General features: G+C 71.7%; 14 protein-coding genes. 8 read left to right on the forward strand and 6 right to left on the reverse strand.

Annotation, left to right across the window (positions count from 1 at the left end):
• Positions 1-3,155: hypothetical protein (locus G3I65_RS49005; RefSeq protein WP_160702460.1), on the forward strand; the 3,155-nt coding region annotated here is incomplete at its 5' end.
• Positions 3,156-3,175: 20 nt separating this feature from the next.
• Positions 3,176-3,673 (forward strand): hypothetical protein, encoded by a 498-nt coding sequence (locus G3I65_RS49010; protein ID WP_160702462.1) that lies wholly within the window; start codon positions 3,176-3,178, stop codon positions 3,671-3,673.
• 38 nt (positions 3,674-3,711) lie between these two features.
• Here the strand turns inward: G3I65_RS49010 and G3I65_RS49015 are convergent, their stop codons facing one another.
• Positions 3,712-4,284 (reverse strand): TetR/AcrR family transcriptional regulator, encoded by a 573-nt coding sequence (locus G3I65_RS49015; RefSeq protein ID WP_160702464.1) that lies wholly within the window; start codon positions 4,282-4,284, stop codon positions 3,712-3,714.
• Positions 4,285-4,335: 51 nt separating this feature from the next.
• Here G3I65_RS49015 and G3I65_RS49020 point away from each other — a divergent pair, with 51 nt between their 5' ends.
• Genes G3I65_RS49020 through G3I65_RS49030 form a run of 3 tightly spaced genes read left to right on the forward strand, consistent with a single transcriptional unit; the run spans position 4,336 to position 7,683 of the window.
• Positions 4,336-5,553 carry an amidohydrolase family protein gene (locus tag G3I65_RS49020; protein WP_160702466.1) on the forward strand — a complete coding sequence of 406 codons (1,218 nt, stop codon included), beginning with the start codon at positions 4,336-4,338 and terminating at the stop codon, positions 5,551-5,553.
• A complete protein-coding gene (locus tag G3I65_RS49025) occupies positions 5,550-6,398 on the forward strand; it encodes an alpha/beta hydrolase (RefSeq protein ID WP_160702468.1) in 849 nt (282 codons plus the stop codon). Before G3I65_RS49020 ends, G3I65_RS49025 begins: the two co-directional genes overlap by 4 nt.
• Positions 6,388-7,683, forward strand: coding sequence for an FAD-binding oxidoreductase (locus tag G3I65_RS49030; RefSeq protein WP_160702470.1), 1,296 nt, complete (start codon positions 6,388-6,390; stop codon positions 7,681-7,683). Before G3I65_RS49025 ends, G3I65_RS49030 begins: the two co-directional genes overlap by 11 nt.
• 2 nt (positions 7,684-7,685) lie before the next feature.
• On the opposite strand, the gene G3I65_RS49035 is transcribed toward G3I65_RS49030, so the two are convergent.
• The 5 genes from G3I65_RS49035 to G3I65_RS49055 all read right to left on the reverse strand — a co-directional run bounded on the left by G3I65_RS49035 (position 7,686) and on the right by G3I65_RS49055 (position 14,279).
• Positions 7,686-8,510: a DUF72 domain-containing protein gene (locus G3I65_RS49035; protein ID WP_160702483.1), complete on the reverse strand. Its 825-nt coding sequence runs from the start codon at positions 8,508-8,510 to the stop codon at positions 7,686-7,688.
• Between the two features lie 32 nt (positions 8,511-8,542).
• Positions 8,543-11,740, reverse strand: a complete 3,198-nt coding sequence (locus G3I65_RS49040; protein ID WP_160702472.1) for a tetratricopeptide repeat protein — start codon at positions 11,738-11,740, stop codon at positions 8,543-8,545.
• Between the two features lie 24 nt (positions 11,741-11,764).
• Positions 11,765-12,157, reverse strand: a complete 393-nt coding sequence (locus G3I65_RS49045) for an NUDIX hydrolase (RefSeq protein WP_160702474.1) — start codon at positions 12,155-12,157, stop codon at positions 11,765-11,767.
• A 15-nt stretch (positions 12,158-12,172) separates the two neighbouring features.
• Positions 12,173-13,843: a hypothetical protein gene (locus G3I65_RS49050; protein WP_160702476.1), complete on the reverse strand. Its 1,671-nt coding sequence runs from the start codon at positions 13,841-13,843 to the stop codon at positions 12,173-12,175.
• A gap of 76 nt (positions 13,844-13,919) precedes the next feature.
• A complete protein-coding gene (locus G3I65_RS49055; protein WP_160702478.1) occupies positions 13,920-14,279 on the reverse strand; it encodes a VOC family protein in 360 nt (119 codons plus the stop codon).
• Positions 14,280-14,537: 258 nt separating this feature from the next.
• On the opposite strand from G3I65_RS49055, the gene G3I65_RS49060 reads away from it, so the two are divergent.
• The 3 genes from G3I65_RS49060 to G3I65_RS49070 all read left to right on the forward strand — a co-directional run.
• Positions 14,538-14,726 (forward strand): hypothetical protein, encoded by a 189-nt coding sequence (locus G3I65_RS49060; protein ID WP_160702480.1) that lies wholly within the window; start codon positions 14,538-14,540, stop codon positions 14,724-14,726.
• A 90-nt stretch (positions 14,727-14,816) separates the two neighbouring features.
• Positions 14,817-17,426, forward strand: coding sequence for a CHAT domain-containing tetratricopeptide repeat protein (locus tag G3I65_RS49065; protein ID WP_160702481.1), 2,610 nt, complete (start codon positions 14,817-14,819; stop codon positions 17,424-17,426).
• Positions 17,427-17,526: 100 nt separating this feature from the next.
• Positions 17,527-17,992, forward strand: a 466-nt coding sequence (locus tag G3I65_RS49070; RefSeq protein WP_239071910.1) for a transposase, incomplete at its 3' end; no start/stop codon positions are given.

The raw sequence follows: 17,992 nt of genomic DNA on the forward strand, positions 1-17,992 counted from the left end.
GGACCGCTCCGGCGCCCACGAGCGGCGCCGGCAACGCGGCCACCGCACGGAGCCTGGGCTCGGGCACCGCTTCCGCCGCTGCCCTGCTGGGCGGCGACGCCCAGGAGACGGTCGGGAACTCCGCCGTCGCCACGTCACTCGCCGGGCCGCCCGCCGGCACCCGCGAGGAATCCGGTGTGGGGGCGTGGTTCCGCCGCAAGGTGGGCGCCGTCGGGCGGTTCCTCACCGACCAGGGCTGGTCGCTGCTGGAACGGTTCGCCCCCGAGCTGGTCCCGATCCTGCGCCAAGGCGTCGGGAACTGGCTGCGGGACCAGCTGGCCAACGCGATGCGCTCGCTCTTCGCCGTGCTGACCGCGCCGGTCCGGGCCCTGGGCGGCGCGGTCGACGTGCTCAAGCGCGTTTTCGGCGTGCTGCTCGGCTGGATGCGCACGGGCGTCGCGAAGGTCGTCAGCACCAGCTGCGTGGTGCTGTCCGGCGCGGCCGACCGCATCACCCACGTCGTCGACGGGATCGACACGGCCGAAGCCGGGGCGCTGGGCGAGCTCAAGCACCTGGCGAGCGGCGCGGGGAAGTTCCTCGGCGGGCTGTGGGACCGGCTCGGCGCGCCGGTGGCCGACCTGCTCGGCCGGGCGGGGTCGGCGGTCTGGGGGAAGATCCAGCAGGTCGCGCGGTGGCTGTGGGACAAGACCCAGCCGATCCGCGACACCGTCGGCGCCGCGTGGGACTGGCTCAAGGACGTCATCGGCATCGGCGACGGGCCCGAGGGCCGCAACGGGATCATCCAGTGGGTCCAGGCCCGCGCGCAGGAGGCGTGGGACTGGCTCAAGGCCAAGCTGGGCCCGATCGCCACGCCGTTGAAGATCGCCGGTGGCGTGTTCCTGCTGCTGTCCCCGGCCGGCCCGTTCCTCGCGGCGGGCGCGGCGGCCTACGGCGTGGTCAAGGGCGCGAGGTGGCTGTGGGAGAACCTGCGCGAGCCCGGCGCGCTCGTGCGGATGCGCAAGGCGCTGGTCGACGACATCCTGCCGCCGCTGATCAACGGCGTCGGCACGGTCGCCGGCAAGATCAAGGAAGGGACGGCCTGGCTGGGCGGCGTGCTCGGCACGGCGTGGCAGGACCTCCAGCGGCTGGCAGGCGAGCTCACCGCGCCGATCCTCGGGCCCCTGCGGGAACTCGTGGACTGGCTGGGGCAGCAGGCCGCCGGGCTGCTCGACTGGGTCAACCGGAACGTGTTCCCGCTGAGCGAACTTCTCGGCACCGGCCTGACGCACCTGAAGCGGCTCGGGTCGCTGCTGGTCACCGTGCTGAAGAAGGTCATCTCCGTCGTGACCAACCCCTTCGGCATCGCGGGGCTCATCGAGGGCGCGGCGTGGCGCGCGCTGCCCTCGTGCATGCGGCGGCCGATCCTGCGGTTCCTGCTCACCATCGTCAAGGGCGCGCTCAAGCTCATGCCCGTCACCCTCCTCGGCCCGCTCGGCACAGTCATCCGGGAGGCGCTGATCGGCTTCGTCGACCGGGCTCTCGAAACCGAAAGCCTCGGCAAGCTGGAGGAGCTGGCGGACCGGTTCGCCAGGATCGCCACCGAAGGCAGCTGGGACTTCACGGTCGGGTACGGCCTCGGCCTGCTCAAGGGCGTGTGGGACGGCATCAGCGGACCGTTCGTGCTGCTGTGGGACATCGCGAAGCTCGTCGGCCACGCGATCGCGTGGCTGGTGAAGACGGTCGTCCGCGGCCTGCCACCGGCCCTCCGGGAACTCGTCGCCGCCATCCTGCGCACCTGGGACGACATCAAGAACGACATCTGGCCGGCCGTGCGGACGTTCTTCGCCGGCCCGATCGACGTGCGGCGCATCATCCAGCTGGTCCGCGGCGTCATGGACCAGATCGCCCGCGCCGCCCGCTCGGCCGGGTCCCAGGTCTTCGACAGCGTCATGAAGTTCCTGCGCCAGCCGGACCGCAAGCTCGGCGAGTCCATCGGGTACGTCACGGGCGTCATCGTCTTCGAAGTCACCCTGACGGTCCTCACGTCGGGCGGTTACGCGGCGAAACCGGTCATCGAGCGCGTCGCGGCGTTGCTCACCAGAGCGGCGACCCGTGCCGCCGAACTGCTTTCGGCGCTGGGGTCGCTGCTGCCGCGGGTCACGCGGATCCTGCGGATGGTCCGGGAGTTCGCGGCCACAAACCCGGCGATGAAGCGGATCGCCGCGGGCGTCGAATGGATCTTCCAGAAGTTCCTGGCTTACCTGCGGACGTCCTACGGCATCGCGGGCCCGGAGGAACGAGCCGCCGGCCGCGGCGACGACCTCCTCGAGCACGCCGCCGAACTCCCAGCCGCCCTCCTCGCGGCGAAGGGCATCGCCGCGGCGAACGAGCGGGCGGGCGCGCCGGTGCCGGTCGTGCTCGCCCAGCTCACCGCGCTCAAGGCGACGTTCCGCTGGATCAAGCGCTTCGAAGCCGAACCGAGAGCGATCCCGGGCCACTATGCGCTGTACCTGATCGCCAGCCGCAGAGTGGTCGACCCCGACTACGACCCACTCGGCCACCTCGCGGCGGCGACCCGCAGGATCATCGCTTCCCTGCGGCGGGATCCGCGGTTCACGCCGTACCTGGACCGTGCGATCGAGCAGCTCGGCAGGAACGCGGACGAGGTGCTGCCCCTGTTCAACCGGGTCCGCGACATCCCCGGCGCCGAGAACCTGCTCGCGGACCTCGCGAGCGGAAGCACTACGCTGCGCGGTGCCATCGGAGAGCTGCGCTTCACCCGGCGCCTGCTGGACGAGGGCGCGGACGTGACGATGATCGCCGAACAGTTCTTCGTCCCCGGCCGGGGGATGGTGAAGGGCGTCGACATCGTCATCGCCCGTGGCAGCCGGGTCTTCGACGTCAAGTTCGTGGACTACGAAAAGTGGTTGCTCACCAGGCCGTTCACGGCCAGGGAACTGGCGAACGAGAAAACGTTGAAGACGCTCGAAAGGATCAGGGCGATGGCGTTGAACTCCGAGGTGAAGAAGTTCGCCGCCCAAGCCGCGAAACACCGCGCGGGCTGGCCCGGAGCCGACGTGGTGTTCGTCTTCCCCCAGCCCGTTTCCAAGGTGCCGCGGGAAATACTCGACGCGATCACCAAAGCCGGTGCACGGTACGAAGAAGCCGTCTTCTGAGCCACGATGGGACTGCCGACATGATCGACCTGGTGCACTACATCGGCCTGCCGTACGACGGGGCGCCGGCCGATCTCGCCCAGCTGGTGGAAGCCCTGCGCGGCGCGGAGTTCGGCGTGTCCGAGCCGGCCGACCGGACGGTCGAAGCGGGACGGGACGGCTTCTCGGCCGCGGTGACCGTGGAGTCCGACGGGATGGTCGAGATCGCGTACGACGTCCTGCTCACCGATGTGGTCCGCGCCGGAAGACGTGGTGTCGAGCACCTGGCCCGCCTTGTCGGTGTGGTCGGCCAGGTCGCCGATACCTACTTGGGGTTCATCAGTACGGCCGGGGAGGATCTTTCTTTTGTGGGGGAAGAACGTCCGGTCGAGGTGACCGAGCCGTTGGCCCTCTTCTACTTCGGCCGTCGCTATTTCGACGACTGGGGTGCGGTTCCGGAGTTCCTGGCCGACGCCGAGTTCACGATGGATGTCCCGGGCGGGCGGGTCGTGGTTCCCGTGCTGGCGGCCCTCGGCTGACTCCTCGGCGAGCGCGGGTTTTCGGGCGGCCCAGGGGCTCAACGCGGGGCCTTGCTCATGCGCAGCAGCAAGGCGACCGCGTCCGCCGGGCGCGTTGTCGGCGTCAGAACCTCCTGCAGGAGCAAGCCACGCATCGCGGCGACGGTGACCGTGGCCAACGTCAATGCTTCCCCGGCGTCGAGGCCTTCCCGTTCCGCGAGCGACGCCAGCATCTTGGTCAGGTCGTCGAGTGAGTCGATGAACTCGCGGAAGTCCTCCGGGCGGTACGCGGCGAGGCCGACGACGTGGAAGAAGCCGCGGATCCGGGACAGCTGCTCCGGGCGGGTGTACGCCCGCCAGATCGCCGTCACGAGGTCGTCGAAAGTGCCTTCCCTGGCGGCCTCGAGCAGCACCTCGTTGTCCCGGGAGCGCTGCTCCTTGAGCATGGCCGCCAGGACGCCCGGGAGAGATCCGAAGTGGTAGCGCAGGAGGGCGTGGCTGGTCTCGGCCCTGGCGGCGATCTCGCGGAGCGACACCTCCGGTGCGGGAAGGTCCTCGCCGAAGGCGTCGAGGAGCCGGGCCAGCAGGCGCTCGCGGGCGGCGCCGTTGGGTTCCGTGCTTGACAGGATCACTCCCACAGTTTATCCATTGGAAAAGAGATGCGCCAGTGGAGGGAACGACTCGTGGGACGGTTTCAAGTGGTCGGCGCGACGGTCGTCGACGGAACGGGTCGCGACCCGGTCGACATCGACGTCGGCATCGAAGACGGGCGCATCACCCGGGACGGTGGCTCCGGCGAGCGCCTCGATGCCACGGGGCTGACGATGACGCCCGGCCTGATCGACGCCCACGTCCACTTGGGACTGTCGAGCCCGATCCAGCCGCAGTTCTCGTTCCGGATCAGCGCCGCCGAGCTCGCGGCGGACATCTTCGCCACGGCCGGCGCGACGCTCGACGCCGGCTTCACCACCGTCCGGGACACCGGCGGGATCGACGGCGGACTCGTCACCACGATCGCGAAGGGCAAGGTCAGGGGGCCGCGCGTGCTGTCGTGCGGGCCGGTCCAGTGCCAGCTCGGCGGGCACGGCTACTACGGCGCCGAGTGGGAACCCACCGAGCTGTGGAACAGCCACCACCTGCCCGGCCTGTGCGCCCTGTCCACGATGTCCGGCAACGCGGACGAGCTGCGGCGCAACGTGCGCGAGGCCTTCCGCCGCGGTGCCTCCTTCCTGAAGCTCTGCGTGACCGGCGGCGTGGTGGGCGCGCACGACCGGCTGACCGACACCCAGTTCACCGTCGAGGAGATCGCCGTCGCCGTCCAGGAAGCCGAGGCGCGCGGCACCTACGTGACGGTGCACGCCCACAACAACGACGGCATCCGGAACGCGGTCGAGGCTGGCGCGCGCTGCGTCGAGCACGGCACCGACCTGGATGAGCCCACGGCCACCCTGATGGCCGCGCACGACGTCGCCCTCGTGCCCACGTTCGCCGTCGTCGAGCAGTTGCTGCACGACACCGCGGGTGCGGGCCTCGACGCGTCGACCCGCGATCGGGTGCTGGGTGTTCGCGAGCGGATGGCCGAGGCGCTCGCCGTCGCCAAGGAAGCCGGGGTGCGGATCGGGCTGGGCTCCGATCTCATCGGGCCGGCTCAGCAGCGCCGGGGCGAAGAGCTCAGGCTGCGCGCGAAGCTCGAAACACCGATGGCCGCTCTCGTGGCGGCCACCAAGACCAACGCCGAGATCCTCGGCCTGGCCGGGCAGGTCGGTGTCATCGCTCCCGGCGCGCAGGCAGACCTCGTGTTGTGGAACGGAAACCCGGTCGAAGACCCGGAGCTGTTCGCCGATCCCGCCAATGCCGTCCTCGTTCTGCAGGCCGGCCGAATCGTGAAGGACCTTCGATGAGCACCATGTGGCAGGGCTGCCTCGCCGACACCGACTACTTTGAGCTGCGTTCCGGCAGGGGGCACGACTACGGCGTCTGGGTCACCGCGCCGCCGGGCTACGACCCCGCCACGACACGAGTGCCGGTCGTGTACGTGCTCGACGGCAACTGGGCCGTGGGCCAGACGGCTCCGCTCATCGTCACCCAGAAAGACCCCATGCAGCAGATCCGGCCCTACCTCCAAGTCAGCGTCGGCTACGCGGGCGAGGACGCGCAGCACTGGGCCCGGCTGCGCAACAGGGATCTCGTGCCACCCGGCGAGCCCATCGCCCAGGAGTTCGTCGACGCCGTCGAGACGGGAATCCGCACGGGCGCGATGACCCGCGAGGAAGCCGACGCCTACCTCGCCGAGCTGCGCGAAACCCACGCCGACGCGTTCCTGGACTTCCTCACCGCCGAACTGCACCCGCGGATCGAGCGCGACTACGGCACGGCCGCGAGCGGTCACGGTCTCTTCGGCTACTCCTACGGCGGGCTCTTCAGCCTCTACACCTGGCTCACCGGCACCACGCTCTTCGAGAGCATCGGCGCCGGCAGTCCCGGTGTCGTCGGTGAAGACAGCCAGATCTTCGCGATGCTCGAAAAACTGGGTGACAGCGTGCCCGCCGCCAAGCTCCACTTGACCGTCAACGACCGGGAGCTGCTCGGAGACCTGGCCGTCTACCAGAACCTCGCGAAGAACGCGGCCACCGTCCTGCACCGCCTGACCGGCCGGGGCGTCACCAGCGCGGTGCTGCGCGAGACGCACGTGACCGGCCTGCAGGCCTCGTTCCTCAGCTACCTCAGGACCTGCCGTGCCCGGTGAACGCCGGAGTGCCGACGTGGTCGTGATCGGGGCCGGGGTGATCGGTGCGTCGATCGCCCTCGAGCTCGCCCGGGCGGGGCACCGGGTCGTCGTGCTCGACCGGGCCGCGGGAGCCGGCCAGGGGTCAACCTCGGCGTCGAGTGCGGTCGTCCGCTTCAACTTCTCCACCACCGCCGGGGTGGCGATGGCGTGGGAGGCGCACTTCGGCTGGCTCGACTGGGCCGGCCACCTCGGGCACGACGTCGGCGACCTCGCGGTGTTCCGCAAGAGCGGGCTGGTCATGTTGGACGTCGACGCGGCTCCGCGTTCGTCCTGGCTTCCGTTGTTCGACGAGATCGGTGTTCCCTACGAGGAATGGGACGGCACGATGTTGGCCGAGCGCGTCCCGGGTATCGACGCCGGCCGCTATTGGCCGCCGAAGCGGCTTGACGACGAGGAATTCTGGGAGGACGCGAAAGACTCGCTCGGTGGCGTCTACACCCCGGATGCCGGTTACGTCTCGGACCCGGGCCTCGCCGCCGTGAACCTCGCCGCCGCGGCTTCGGCGTGCGGGGCGGAGTTCCGCTTCCGCAGCACGGTGACCGCGGTGGAGCAGACCGGCGGGCGCGTGACGTCGGTGGGATTGTCCGACGGCACCCGGATTCCCTGCGCTGTCGTGGTCAACGCGGCCGGTCCGTGGTCGGGCGCGGTGAACCGGCTGGTCGGCGTGGGTTCCGGCTTCACGGTCGGGGTGCGCCCGATGCGGCAGGAAGTGGCGCACGTGCCGGTCCGGGAGGGCTATCGCGGGCCGGTGGTGGCGGACATGGACCTGGGCACCTACTTCCGCGGTGAGGCAGGAGGTCTGCTCGTCGGCGGCACGGAACCGGAGTGTGATCCGATGCAGTGGACCGACGACCCGGACGCCGTCGACATCCACCCGACGGCCGCGGTCTTCGAGGCTCAGGTGACGCGGGCCGCGCGGCGGTTGCCCGGCCTGGCGGTGCCCAACCGGGCGCGCGGCGTGGTCGGCGTCTACGACGTCGCCGACGATTGGACCCCGATCTACGACCGCACCGACCTCGACGGCTTCTACGTCGCGATCGGGACGAGCGGCAACCAGTTCAAGAACGCGCCGGTCGTCGGGCAGCTGATGACGGAGCTGATCGACCAGGTGGAGAACGGCGCCGACCACGACGCGGCGCCCGTCCGGTTCCGGGCCCCGCGCACCGGCCTGGAGATCGACCTGGGTGCGTTTTCCCGCAAGCGCAAGCGAAACACCGCGAACTCGGGCACGGTGCTGGGCTGAGCTCAGAACAGCGTCGCCGGCTCGATCGGCTCCGGCTCGGGCAGTGCCTCCAGGTCCGGCACGAGCGCTCGCACCTCCTCGTGGAAACGACGGGCCAGCGCCGGAGCCTCGTCGTTGTCCGGCGTGTGCACGAAAACCGTCGGTGACCGGCCCTCGCGCAGCCAAGCGGCGGCCGCCTCGACCCAAGGCGTCCACCCCGACACCGTCTCCTCGACGGAATCGCGGCCCAGGTACCGGACGATCGGCTGGTCCGTCAACGCCCGGGTGCGCCGTGGCAGCCGGGGTTTCTTCGCCCACGCCTCCTGTTCCGCCGCACTGATCGGCGGGCTCTGGAAGAACACCGTGGTGTCGAACGGAACCCACTCCGCGTCCGCACCCGCCAGGGTTCCCTCCAGCAACGACGTCGATGCGGCGTCGGTGAAGAACGACGGGTGACGCACCTCCACCGCCCGGCGGAGGCCGGCTGGAAGACGGCGCAGGAAGCGGGCGAGGGCGTCGACGTCGGTGGGGGCGAACGAGCCGGGGAGCTGGGTCCACAGGACCGCGCGGTCGCCGAGGGGCTCGATCGCGTCCAGGAACGCGCGCATCTCCGCCTCGACGCCGAGGAAGCGGCGCTCGTGCGTGACGACCTTCGGGAGCTTGACCACGAACCGGAAGCCGGGGCCGGTCTGCTCGGCCCACGTCCCGACCGTCGCGCGGGCCGGGGTCGCGTAGAACGTCGTGTTGCCTTCGACCGCGTTGCACCAGCCCGCGTAGGCGCGCAGGCGCTCCTTGGGCGGCAGAGCCGGCGGCAGGAACCGGCCGGGCCACGCCTTGTGGGTCCACATCGCACAGCCGACGTGCAGTCGGGCCAACGGTTTCAGCTCCCTTCGCCCGTGAGCCGGTCGATGCGGTCCCGCAGCGCTCTCAACTGCGGGTCGGCGGGCCCCAGCATCTTCTCGAAGCCGTCCCGCGCGCGCCGAAGCAGGGTGAGTGCGTTGGCGGTGTCGCCTTCGGACAGCCGGGCCGAGCCCAGGTCCGCAAGGGACACGAGGGTGTCGGGGTGCTCGTCGCCCAGGGTGCGCCGTCGATCCGCGAGGACGCCGGTCAGCAGCTGTGACGCCCGGGCGGGGTCGCCGCCCCGCAGACAGGTCCGGGCGAGGGTGTTGCGGGCGACGAGAGTGTCGGGGTGGTCGGGACCCAGGAGCCGGGTCAGGTCGGCGGTCACCGCCTCGGCCATCGCCGCGGCTTCGCCGACGCGGCCGGCGGTCAGGTAGGCGTTGGCGAGGTTGCTCCTCGTGCTCATGGTGTCCGGGTTTTCGTTTCCCCGCAAGCGGATCCGGTCGGCCAGGAGGGCCTCGTGCAACGGGATGGCCTTGGCCACGTCGCCGGCCGATTCGTGGGCGTTCGCGACGTTGTTGCGCAGGGTGAGTGTGTGGGGGTGGTCCGCGCCGAGGACGCGCTCCGCGTCCGCGAGCGCGGCCCGGTGGTCCCGGAGCGCGCCGGCGACGTCACCGGACCGCTCCCGAGCGGCGGCGAGTTCGCTGAGGTACCCGATCGCGTCCGGGTGGTCGTCGCCGAGCACCCGGACCGCGTCGGCGCGGACGTCTTGGCTGAGGGCGAGCGCTTTCGCCACCTCGCCGGCGGTGAGCCAGGCCGACGCGAGCTGGCTTCGGGCACTCAAGGTCGACGGGTGGGCGGGTCCCAGCACCCGCTCGAAGCCGGCCGCGGTGGCGTCCAGCAACGTGATCGCGTTCGTGAGGTCTCCCGCGTCCGCCAGTGCGTGCGCGAGGTTCGTGCGGCACACGAGCGTGCTCGGGTGGTCCGGGCCGAGGATCCGTTCGGCGTCGGGCAGCAGCCGCCGGTACTCGCTGACGGCGCCCGTGAGGTCGCCGGACCGGCGCAGGGCGGCGGCCAGCACCGCGCGGCCGTTCACCGTCGTCGGGTGGTCGCCGCCCAGCGCCCGTTCGCAGTCCGCGACGATCTTCCGGTGCTCGGCGAGCCCGTCCCCCGTCCGGCCCGCCGACACGGTGGCCGCGGCGAGCTGCATCCGGGTGGTGAGCGTCTCGGGGTGCACGGGCCCGGCTGTCCGGGTGCGGACTTCGAGCGTCGCCTCGTAGCTCGCGATCGCTTCCGCGAGCTTGCCCATCGAGCGCTGGAAGTCGGCGAGCTCGTCGCGGGCGGCGAGGGTCTGCGGGTGGTCCTCGCCCAGCGTCCGCGCCAGGGCGGCGATCGTCGTCCGGTGCAGTTCGGCGGCGCGGGCCGGGTTGCCGGTGGCGGCCTGTGCGGACGCGAGCTTGGCGCGGGACCGCAAGGTGTCGCGGTGCTCGGGACCCAAGATCCGGACTCGTTGCTCGAGCGTGGCCTCGTAGAGCGCGATGGCGCGCGCGAGATCGCCTGCCGACTCGTAACAGGCGGCGAGGCTGCTGCGGCACGTGATCGTGTGCGGGTGGTCGAGGCCGAGCACCTGCTCGCACCGGGCGGCGGCGGCTTCCGAAAGCGGCACGGCTTTCCGCAGGTTTCCGGTCGCCGTGCAGGCGATCGCCAGGTTGCTGCGCACGGCCAGTAGATCGGGGTGGTCCGGCCCGAGCACGCGCTCGCCGTCGGCGAGGACCGCTTCGAACATCGGGATGGCGCGGTCCAGCCTGCCGGTCTCGCGGTACGCGCCGGCCAGGTTGCTGCGCGCCGCCAGCGTCGACCTGTCCTGGTCGCCGAGCACCCGGCCGCTGCCGCGCACGCAGCGTTCCAGGAGTTCGATGGCGCCCGCGTAGTCGCCTTGGTCGCGCAGGAAGCTCCCGGCGTCGTTCAGGAGCCGGAGGGTGCCGGCGGAGTCGGTCTCCGGTGGGGCGAAGCCGAGCAGCGCCCGCGCGTGCGGCAGCACCTCCGTGTACCGCGGCCAGGATCGCGGATCGCGGTAGCTGTGCCCGGTGAGATGGCGCGCCAGCCTGCCGCTGGCTGTGACGAGCGCGGCCGCGATCAGGTCGGGCTGCCGGTGGGGATCGGCCGGGTCCGGCGTGCGCGTGACGCTCTGGACCAGGCGGTGGACGGTGATGTCGGCGGCGGACAGCTTGATCATGCTGAAGGCGTGGAGCTTGCCCAGCGCGTCGAGGGTGTCCGGCCCCTCGTCGTCGAACAGCCGCCGCGCGATGCCGGCCGGGGCGTACCAGGCCAGCTGGCGCAGCAAGGCCGGCGCCGGGGTGTCCGCGAGGCGGTCGAAGGTGACGTGCCACACCCGCGCCATGGTGCGCTGCGCGTCGCCGCCCTCCGCGGTCGCGGCGAACACCCGCGCGGGGTACCTGGCGAGCAGGTCGAGGTAGGCGGACGGCGTGATGCGCGTCTGCGCGAGGTATGCGCCGGCCTGCTCCACCGCGAGCGGGAGCCGGCCCAGCTCCTCGCACAACCGCGCGGCGGCGGGGACGTCGGCGTCCGGCCAGTCCTCGGCGACGACGCGCGTCAGCAGTTCTTCCGCGTCGCCGGCCGGGAGGACGTCCACGGCGACGGACGGCGTGCCGCGCCAGCCCGTGCGCTGCCTGCTGGTGAGCACGATCGTGCCGGTGGACACCCGCGTGAGCACTTCGTCGGCGTCGGCGGGCGTGGTCAGGTTGTCCAGGACGAGCAGCCAGCCGTCGGTGCCGGCGAGCCGGCGGAGCGCCACCTCGACACGCTCGCGCACCGGCAGCCCGGCGGTGCCCGGGTCGACGGCCACCGCGAGGTCGGCGAGCCCGGCCTGCAGCGCGGCTGGGGTGTCGGCCGTGATCCACCAGGTGAAGCCGTAGCGCTCGGCGTGGAGGCGGGCGTACCGCGCCACCAGCGTGCTCTTGCCCACCCCGCCCATCCCGTGCACTACCGCGACCGCCGGCCGTCCGGGCTCGCGCAGGAGCCGCTCCAGCCGGTCCAGCTCGCCGGTGCGGCCCACGAAGAGCCCGGACGCGGCGGGCACGCGGCCGGCCGGTGGAGTCGCGCCGGAAACCGGCCGGTGGTCGTGGAAATGCACGTCGCCGGTGATCGTGCCCGCCTGGAACACGGATCCCGAAACGACGCCGCCGACGGCGTTCACCACACCCGGATCCCCGCTCACCGGCCGATTATGGCGGAGGCCGAGCTACCGATCCAGGACCTCGCGGAAGTGGTCCGGCAACGGCAGTTCCCGCGCCTGCGCCCGCGTCAGCCAAGCGAAGTCGTCGTGCTCCACGGGGTTGAGCACGACCTCGGCCGGGCCGGTTTCTTCGGCCGCGTAAACGACGGCGTGGATCCGCAGGTCCCGGCCCGCGATGTCCGGCCAGTCGGCGCGCCCCAGCTCACCCGTGACCCGGACGCGCAATCCCGTTTCCTCGGCCGCTTCCCGGACCGCGGTCGTCTCGAAGGGCTCGCCCGGCTCGGCGGTGCCGCCCGGCAGTTCCCACTGGCCCGCGCGGAACACGCCGCCCGCGCGGCGGAGGAACAGCACCCGCTCGCCGCGCGCGATCCGGCAGTACGCCAGGTGTTTCTCCGTCATGCGCGCGATTCTCGCTCAGTTGGTCTTCGACGTCGGCAGGTGGGCGCCCAGGTACCCGACGTATACCGTGCCGGTGCGGTCGGTGTCGTCGAGGAAGTGCAGGCGCGGGGCCGGCGCTTTGAAGCGCTCCAAGGCGATGTGCGCGCCGAAGTAGTCGCGGCCCGCCGGGTTGGTGCGGGGCGCGACGCGGAACGTCCTGGCCTGGCGGAGCCGTTCGTTCGTGGTCACCGTGTCCGACTCGGCCAGCGCGATGATGTTGGCGCTGATCAGCGAACCCGGCTGGCCGGTGCGGGCGAACGCGAGCACGTCCGACAGCTCGGGGCCGGGGTCCTGGCCCGCGCCGAGCGACGACGTGCGCGCGCCCGCGTACGCGTCGAGCGTCCGGAGCGCGTCCCACGCCTTGCGGCGCCACGCGGCGGCTTTCGGGTGGTGGTCGAGGATCGCGGCCGGTGCCGGGTCGGCGGTGATCGCGAGGTGCTTCAGCGACGCCGTCGCGGCGGCGATCAGCTCGGCGAAGCTCGGGAACTCCTCCGGCGGCCGGCCGGCGGCGGCCACTTCGTCGTCCGCGTCGTGGTGGCGGGCGAGCCGGCCGGCCAGCAAGCCGTTGACGCGCCTGAGTTCGTCGCGCTCGGCTTCGGTTTCCTCGAACGCGCGCGCGTAGTCGTCCACCTCCTCCTGCAATTGCGCGAGCTGCTTGCGCAGGCACACGACGTCGGTCGCGGAGACGTCCTCGAGGCGGCCGCGCAGCGCCTTCACCTCGCAGGCGTGGCGATCGCGCTCTTCGGCGTGGGCCTTCGCCTTCTTCCGCAGGATCGTGATCACCCGGCGGGCCTCGGCCAGCTCGCGCTCGGCGCGGCCGAGCTTCCCGGTCAGCTCGGCGTCCGGCCCCCGGTCCGGCGCGACGAACGGATCCGCCGCGTACCAGGCCCGCACGCTCGCCACTTCGGCCCACTCCTCGGGCAGCGGCGTCCGGCCGCGCGCCTGGATGAGCTGCGTGATCGCGCCTTCGAGCGCTTCGCCGGACACCGGGCTGGCCGTCTCGACGAAGTCCGGCAGCTGGTCGCACGGCGGCGGGTACAGCCGCGCGCCCGCCGGGACCGCGCAGCCGAGGGGGAGGTTCCGGTTGAGCGTGCGGCGGAAGCGGTCGTCGACGTCGAAGACGTTGACCAGCCCCGGCCAGCCCGAGACGGGCACGGTCGGCGGCTCGGCGAGCACCAGCACCGCCGACGTCCGCCACGGTGCCACCAGCGCTTCGCCCAGCAGGTCGGCGAGGTGGTCGCACTCCTCGCGGGACCAGCCGCGCATGGCCAGCACCGGCGTTTCGATCGGGATTTCGTCGTGCCCGCTGGCGCCCAGCTCCTCCAGCCCGATCCGGTGCGCGGGCGCGACGTGGCAGCTGCGCCACGGCCGCGTGCACGCCGCGGCCAGCAGCCACGTCACCCGATCCTCGCCCGCGCGGTAGCAAAGCGAGAGGAATACCTGAACGGAGTAGCGGCCTTCCCCGTCGCCGTAAGCGAATTCGAGGTCGCACCGGCGCGAGCCGCCGTCGTCGGACGAGCCGAGATCGGTGACGCTGTAGTCGTCGTGCTGCCGCTGGCGGCTGATCAGCCTGCTGCGCAAGGCGTCGAGGGGGCGTTTGCCTTCGGTGGGGACCAGGCCGTGGTGCCAGATCCGGTGCACCCCCACAGGACTCAACTCCGTTCGCCGCGACGCCGACCTCAGCCGAACATAGCGGATCCTGTGACCGGCCGAACGCGGGGCGTCACCTCGTCCAGAGGCAGAACGGATGCCCGGCGGGGTCGAAGCAGACCCGCACGTCGTCCTGCGGCTGGAAGTCCGCGACGACGGCTCCGGCGGCGACCGCGGTCTTGGTGGCTTCGTCGAGATCGTCCACTTCGACGTCGAGGTGCAGCTGCATCTGCTGGGCGCCGTCGGCGGGCGGCCAGGCGGGCGGGACGTGCCCGGTTTCGAGCTGGAACGACAGGCCGGCGCTCCCGTCCTCCGGGCGCAGCGTCACCCACTCCGGTTCATCGGTCCGGATCGGCCAGCCGAGCAGCTCCGAGTAGAACGCCGCGAGCGCGCGCGGCTCCGGCGCGCCGAGCACGGTGGAGGTCAGTTTCATGATCGGGTGGTACCCGCGGGGCCCGGGTCGATGCACGTCCGGTGTGGACGTCGTTACAGACTTCACTCTTTAGGACGGTCCGCCGGGAGCGTCTACCCTGATCACAGCGGTGGAGCTGACTTTCCGTAGCGAAAACCCTCCCGATCATTGCTCCGTTGTGGAACTATTGGGCCGTTCGCGGGGAGAGGGCCTCGCGAGGGGGACACACCGTCACGGCCAGCGTCCCCATGCAGATCCCCAGGGGAGAGGAGATCGACCATGTCGACGCCCACGGACACGAAGCCCGAAGAGACGCCGGAACCGATCGAGAAGGCCGGCCCGGTGGTCCCGCACCCGGAGCCCGACGAGCACGGCTGGGTGCACATCGACCACGTCTGGGAGAAGCCGAAGGACGGACCGATCGTGACTCCGAACTGCGGTGCCCCGTGCTACGAGGTCGCGCGCTGACTTGACCGATTCGTAACCGCCCGCCTGCCGATCTTCACAGGGTAGGCGGGCGTCTTTCGTCACCGCTTGTGCTGTCATGGTGGAGTGCCTTTGACGAACCTGGACCCGTCGGAAGTCATCGACCGGGTCCGCGAGCTCCAGCGAGCCGCCGCCGATGCTTCGTGTTTGGCGCGATACCACGAGGGTGTCCGGTTGCTGCGGCGCGGGATGGGGCTGCTGGACTCGATCCACCCGGTGCCCGACGACATCCGGACGAACTGGCTGGTCGTCCGCATCCGGCTGTCGAGCACGCTGATCGCCATGTCCTCAGAGATCAGCGGGGACGTCGCGGCGGGGCTCGCCGGACTGGACGACGTGCGGATGCTGGTCAACGCGGTCGAAGATCCGGTTCTCCGCGCGGAGCTGAGCGGCGCCCTCAACTACAACTACGCGGCGAAGCTGATGACCGTCGGCCGCAACGACGAGAGCCTCGGCTACTTCGACGCCTCCATCGAAGACAAGGAATACCGGATGGCGCACGACGCCGATCCGGATTCGCGGATGGACTCGCTGGTGCGCAGCCTGTCCTCCCGTGGCTGGGCGCACACGAGGCTGGGGAACGTCCAGCAGGCCAGGGCCGATCTGAGCCGGTCCCTGGAGCTCGCCGAGAAGTACGAGCTGCGGGCGATGGCCGCCGACGTGCGGCGCAACCTGGGCACGCTCGCGCTGCGGACCGGGGACGTTCCCGAAGCCCTCCGCTACTACGAAGAGACGGACCGCACCTACCAGGCGCTCGACATGGAAGTGCCCGCGTTGCTGCGGATCGAGCAGGCCCAGGCGCTCCTGGCCGCGGGTCTGGCCGACGAGGCGGGCAGGCACCTCGACGAGGTCTTGGCCGACACGAGCGGGCAACCCAGCGTCGCCCGCGAACAAGCCAGGGTCGAACTCCACCGGGCGTCGGCCGCGCTGATGAACGACGAACTGGAGCTCGCGCGCGAGATGGCGGCGGCCGCGCGGCGGGGGATGCGGCGGGCCGGCTGCCAGACCTGCGTCGCCAACGCGGTGATCATCGGTCTCCAAGCGGACGCGCGCGAAGCCTTGCGCTCCGGCGAGGTCCCGGTCGCCTTGCCGACCCGGGCGATCCGGATCGCGGCGAAGATGGAGCTTCCCCGCCTCTCCGAGCAGGCCGCCACCGCGCGGATGCTCGCCGTGCGGCTCGACATCCGGCGGGGGAACCTCAAACGCGCCGCCGAGACCCTGCGGGCCGTCCCGCGCCCCGGGCAGCTCACCCCCATCGACTACCGGATGCTGCGCCGCCTCTGCCGGGCCGAGCTGGCCGTCGCGCAGGGGAGCCGGGCGAAGGCGCTCACCGAAATCCGGTCCGGGCTCACCGAGCTCGACGCCGTGCGCGATCGGATGGGCGGGCTCGACCTCGTCTCCGGGACCGCGTTGCACGGCCAAGAGCTCGCCGATCTCGCCGTGAAGCTGGTGCTCGAACGCAATGACGCGCGGCGCCTGTTCGTCTGGCTCGAACGCACGCGCGCGCAGACCTACCGGTACGAACCGCTCTCCGCCGGGACCGATCCCGAGCTGGCCGCGAGCGTGGCCGAGGTGCGGGGGCTCGGGCAGGCGATCCAGGAGGCGCAGCACGACGGGCACCCGATCGCCGGGCTGCGGGCCAAGTACAACGAACGGCTTCGCGAAGCTCAGCGGCTCGGGTGGCACACCGGGCGGTGGGGACGGCCGCGGCCGGTGGCCGGGCTCGGGGAGGTCGTCGCGCGGCTCGGGGAGCGGGCCATGGTCAGCTTCGCCGCCTCCGGGGACGAGCTCGTCGCCGTGGTCGTGGCCGGGGGCGAGTGCCGGCTCGTGCGGCTCGGGTCGGCCGGGGCCGCCGCCGAGTCCGCGCGGGTGCTCAACGTCGACCTCGACGCGCTCGCGCCGGACAACCTGCCCGAGCGGCTGGCCGAGGTCGTCATGGCGTCCGCGCGCAAGCAGGCCGACAAGCTCGACGCGCAGCTCATCCAGCCCCTCGCCGAGCTGTTCGGCGAGCGGGAACTGGTGATCGTCCCGACCGGGCCGCTCTACGCCGTGCCGTGGGGCGTGCTGCCGGGGCTGCGGGGGCGGCCGACCGTCGTCGCGCCCTCGGCGACCGCCTGGCTCGCCGCCGAGCTCACCAAGCTGACCCGGGCGCGGAAGATCGTGCTCGTCCGCGGGCCGGGGCTGGCCGGGGCGCGCGGTGAGCTCGAGAAGCTGACCACGCACTACCGCACCGCGACGACCATGACCGGCGCCAAGGCCACGGTGAAGTCCGTGCTGCGCGCGATGGACGGCGCGAAGCTCGCGCACTTCGCCGCGCACGGGGCGCACGAGCCGGAGAACGCGCTGTTCTCCCGCCTCGAACTCGCCGACGGTGCCTTGTTCGGGCACGAGATGGCCGGGCTGCGGCAGCCGCCGCGACAGGTCGTCTTCGCCGCGTGCGAACTGGCGCTGAACCGGATCCGGCCCGGCGACGAAGCGCTGGGGTTCGCCAGCGCGTTGCTGGCCAGCGGCTCGCGGACGGTGATCGCGCCGCTGTCCCGCGTCGGAGATCTGGCGTCGGCGGCGGCGATGGACGACTACTACCGGGCGTTGGCGGAGAGGGAGAGCCCCGCGCTGGCGCTGGCGGACGCGATCGCGGTGGACCCGTTCCGGCGCCCGTTCGTCTGCCTCGGCGCGGGATGACGTGAATGACTCATTCATGTCGTCAGACGACATGAATGAGTCCTTGAGTTTTAACGTCGGGGTCGTTGGAGGTGGCCCTGGTTGATCATGGGTGCAGCCCTTGGTCGATCCTTCTTCTTGTCTAGGGAAGAAGATCCAAACCAAGGGCTGCGTGATCAGTGTGACCGACAGGCACGAGCAGGACGCGGCGGGGTCGCTGGCCAGGTTCCGGGAACAGTTGCGCCGGTGCCTGACCCGGCGGGCTGATGCCATGTTCGAGCTGGCTGATGCGGTGGCGTCCGCGCCCGGGCGGGTGGGATCACTGCCGGGACTGTCGCTGGAACCGGAGTTCCGCCGCGGTCACGGCAGCGTGTATGCCGCGCTGACCGCGGGCCGGATCGACGAGTCCCGGCTGCGGAGACTGCTGCTGGCGGCCGTGCCCGCGGGCCGGGAGAGGCTGGTGTGGTTCGCCGGGGACGTGTCGAACTGGCCCCGGCCGGAGGCGGTGTGTTCGCCGCAGCGGTTGATGGTGCATGACAAGTCCGCCCGGACGCTGGCCGGGCATCCGGTGACCTCGGGATGGCCGT

The organism is Amycolatopsis sp. SID8362, assembly GCF_010550475.1.
Classification (GTDB): Bacteria; Actinomycetota; Actinomycetes; order Mycobacteriales; family Pseudonocardiaceae; genus Amycolatopsis; species Amycolatopsis eburnea.

Excerpts from the sequence above, each read along its gene's own strand:
- G3I65_RS49010 (WP_160702462.1), top strand. The coding sequence starts at position 3,176 with ATGATCGACCTGGTGCACTACATCGGCCTGCCGTACGACGGGGCGCCG.
- G3I65_RS49025 (WP_160702468.1), top strand. The coding sequence starts at position 5,550 with ATGAGCACCATGTGGCAGGGCTGCCTCGCCGACACCGACTACTTTGAG.
- G3I65_RS49035 (WP_160702483.1), bottom strand. The coding sequence starts at position 8,510 with ATGTGGACCCACAAGGCGTGGCCCGGCCGGTTCCTGCCGCCGGCTCTG.
- G3I65_RS49045 (WP_160702474.1), bottom strand. The coding sequence starts at position 12,157 with ATGACGGAGAAACACCTGGCGTACTGCCGGATCGCGCGCGGCGAGCGG.
- G3I65_RS49055 (WP_160702478.1), bottom strand. The coding sequence starts at position 14,279 with ATGAAACTGACCTCCACCGTGCTCGGCGCGCCGGAGCCGCGCGCGCTC.
- G3I65_RS49060 (WP_160702480.1), top strand. The coding sequence starts at position 14,538 with ATGTCGACGCCCACGGACACGAAGCCCGAAGAGACGCCGGAACCGATC.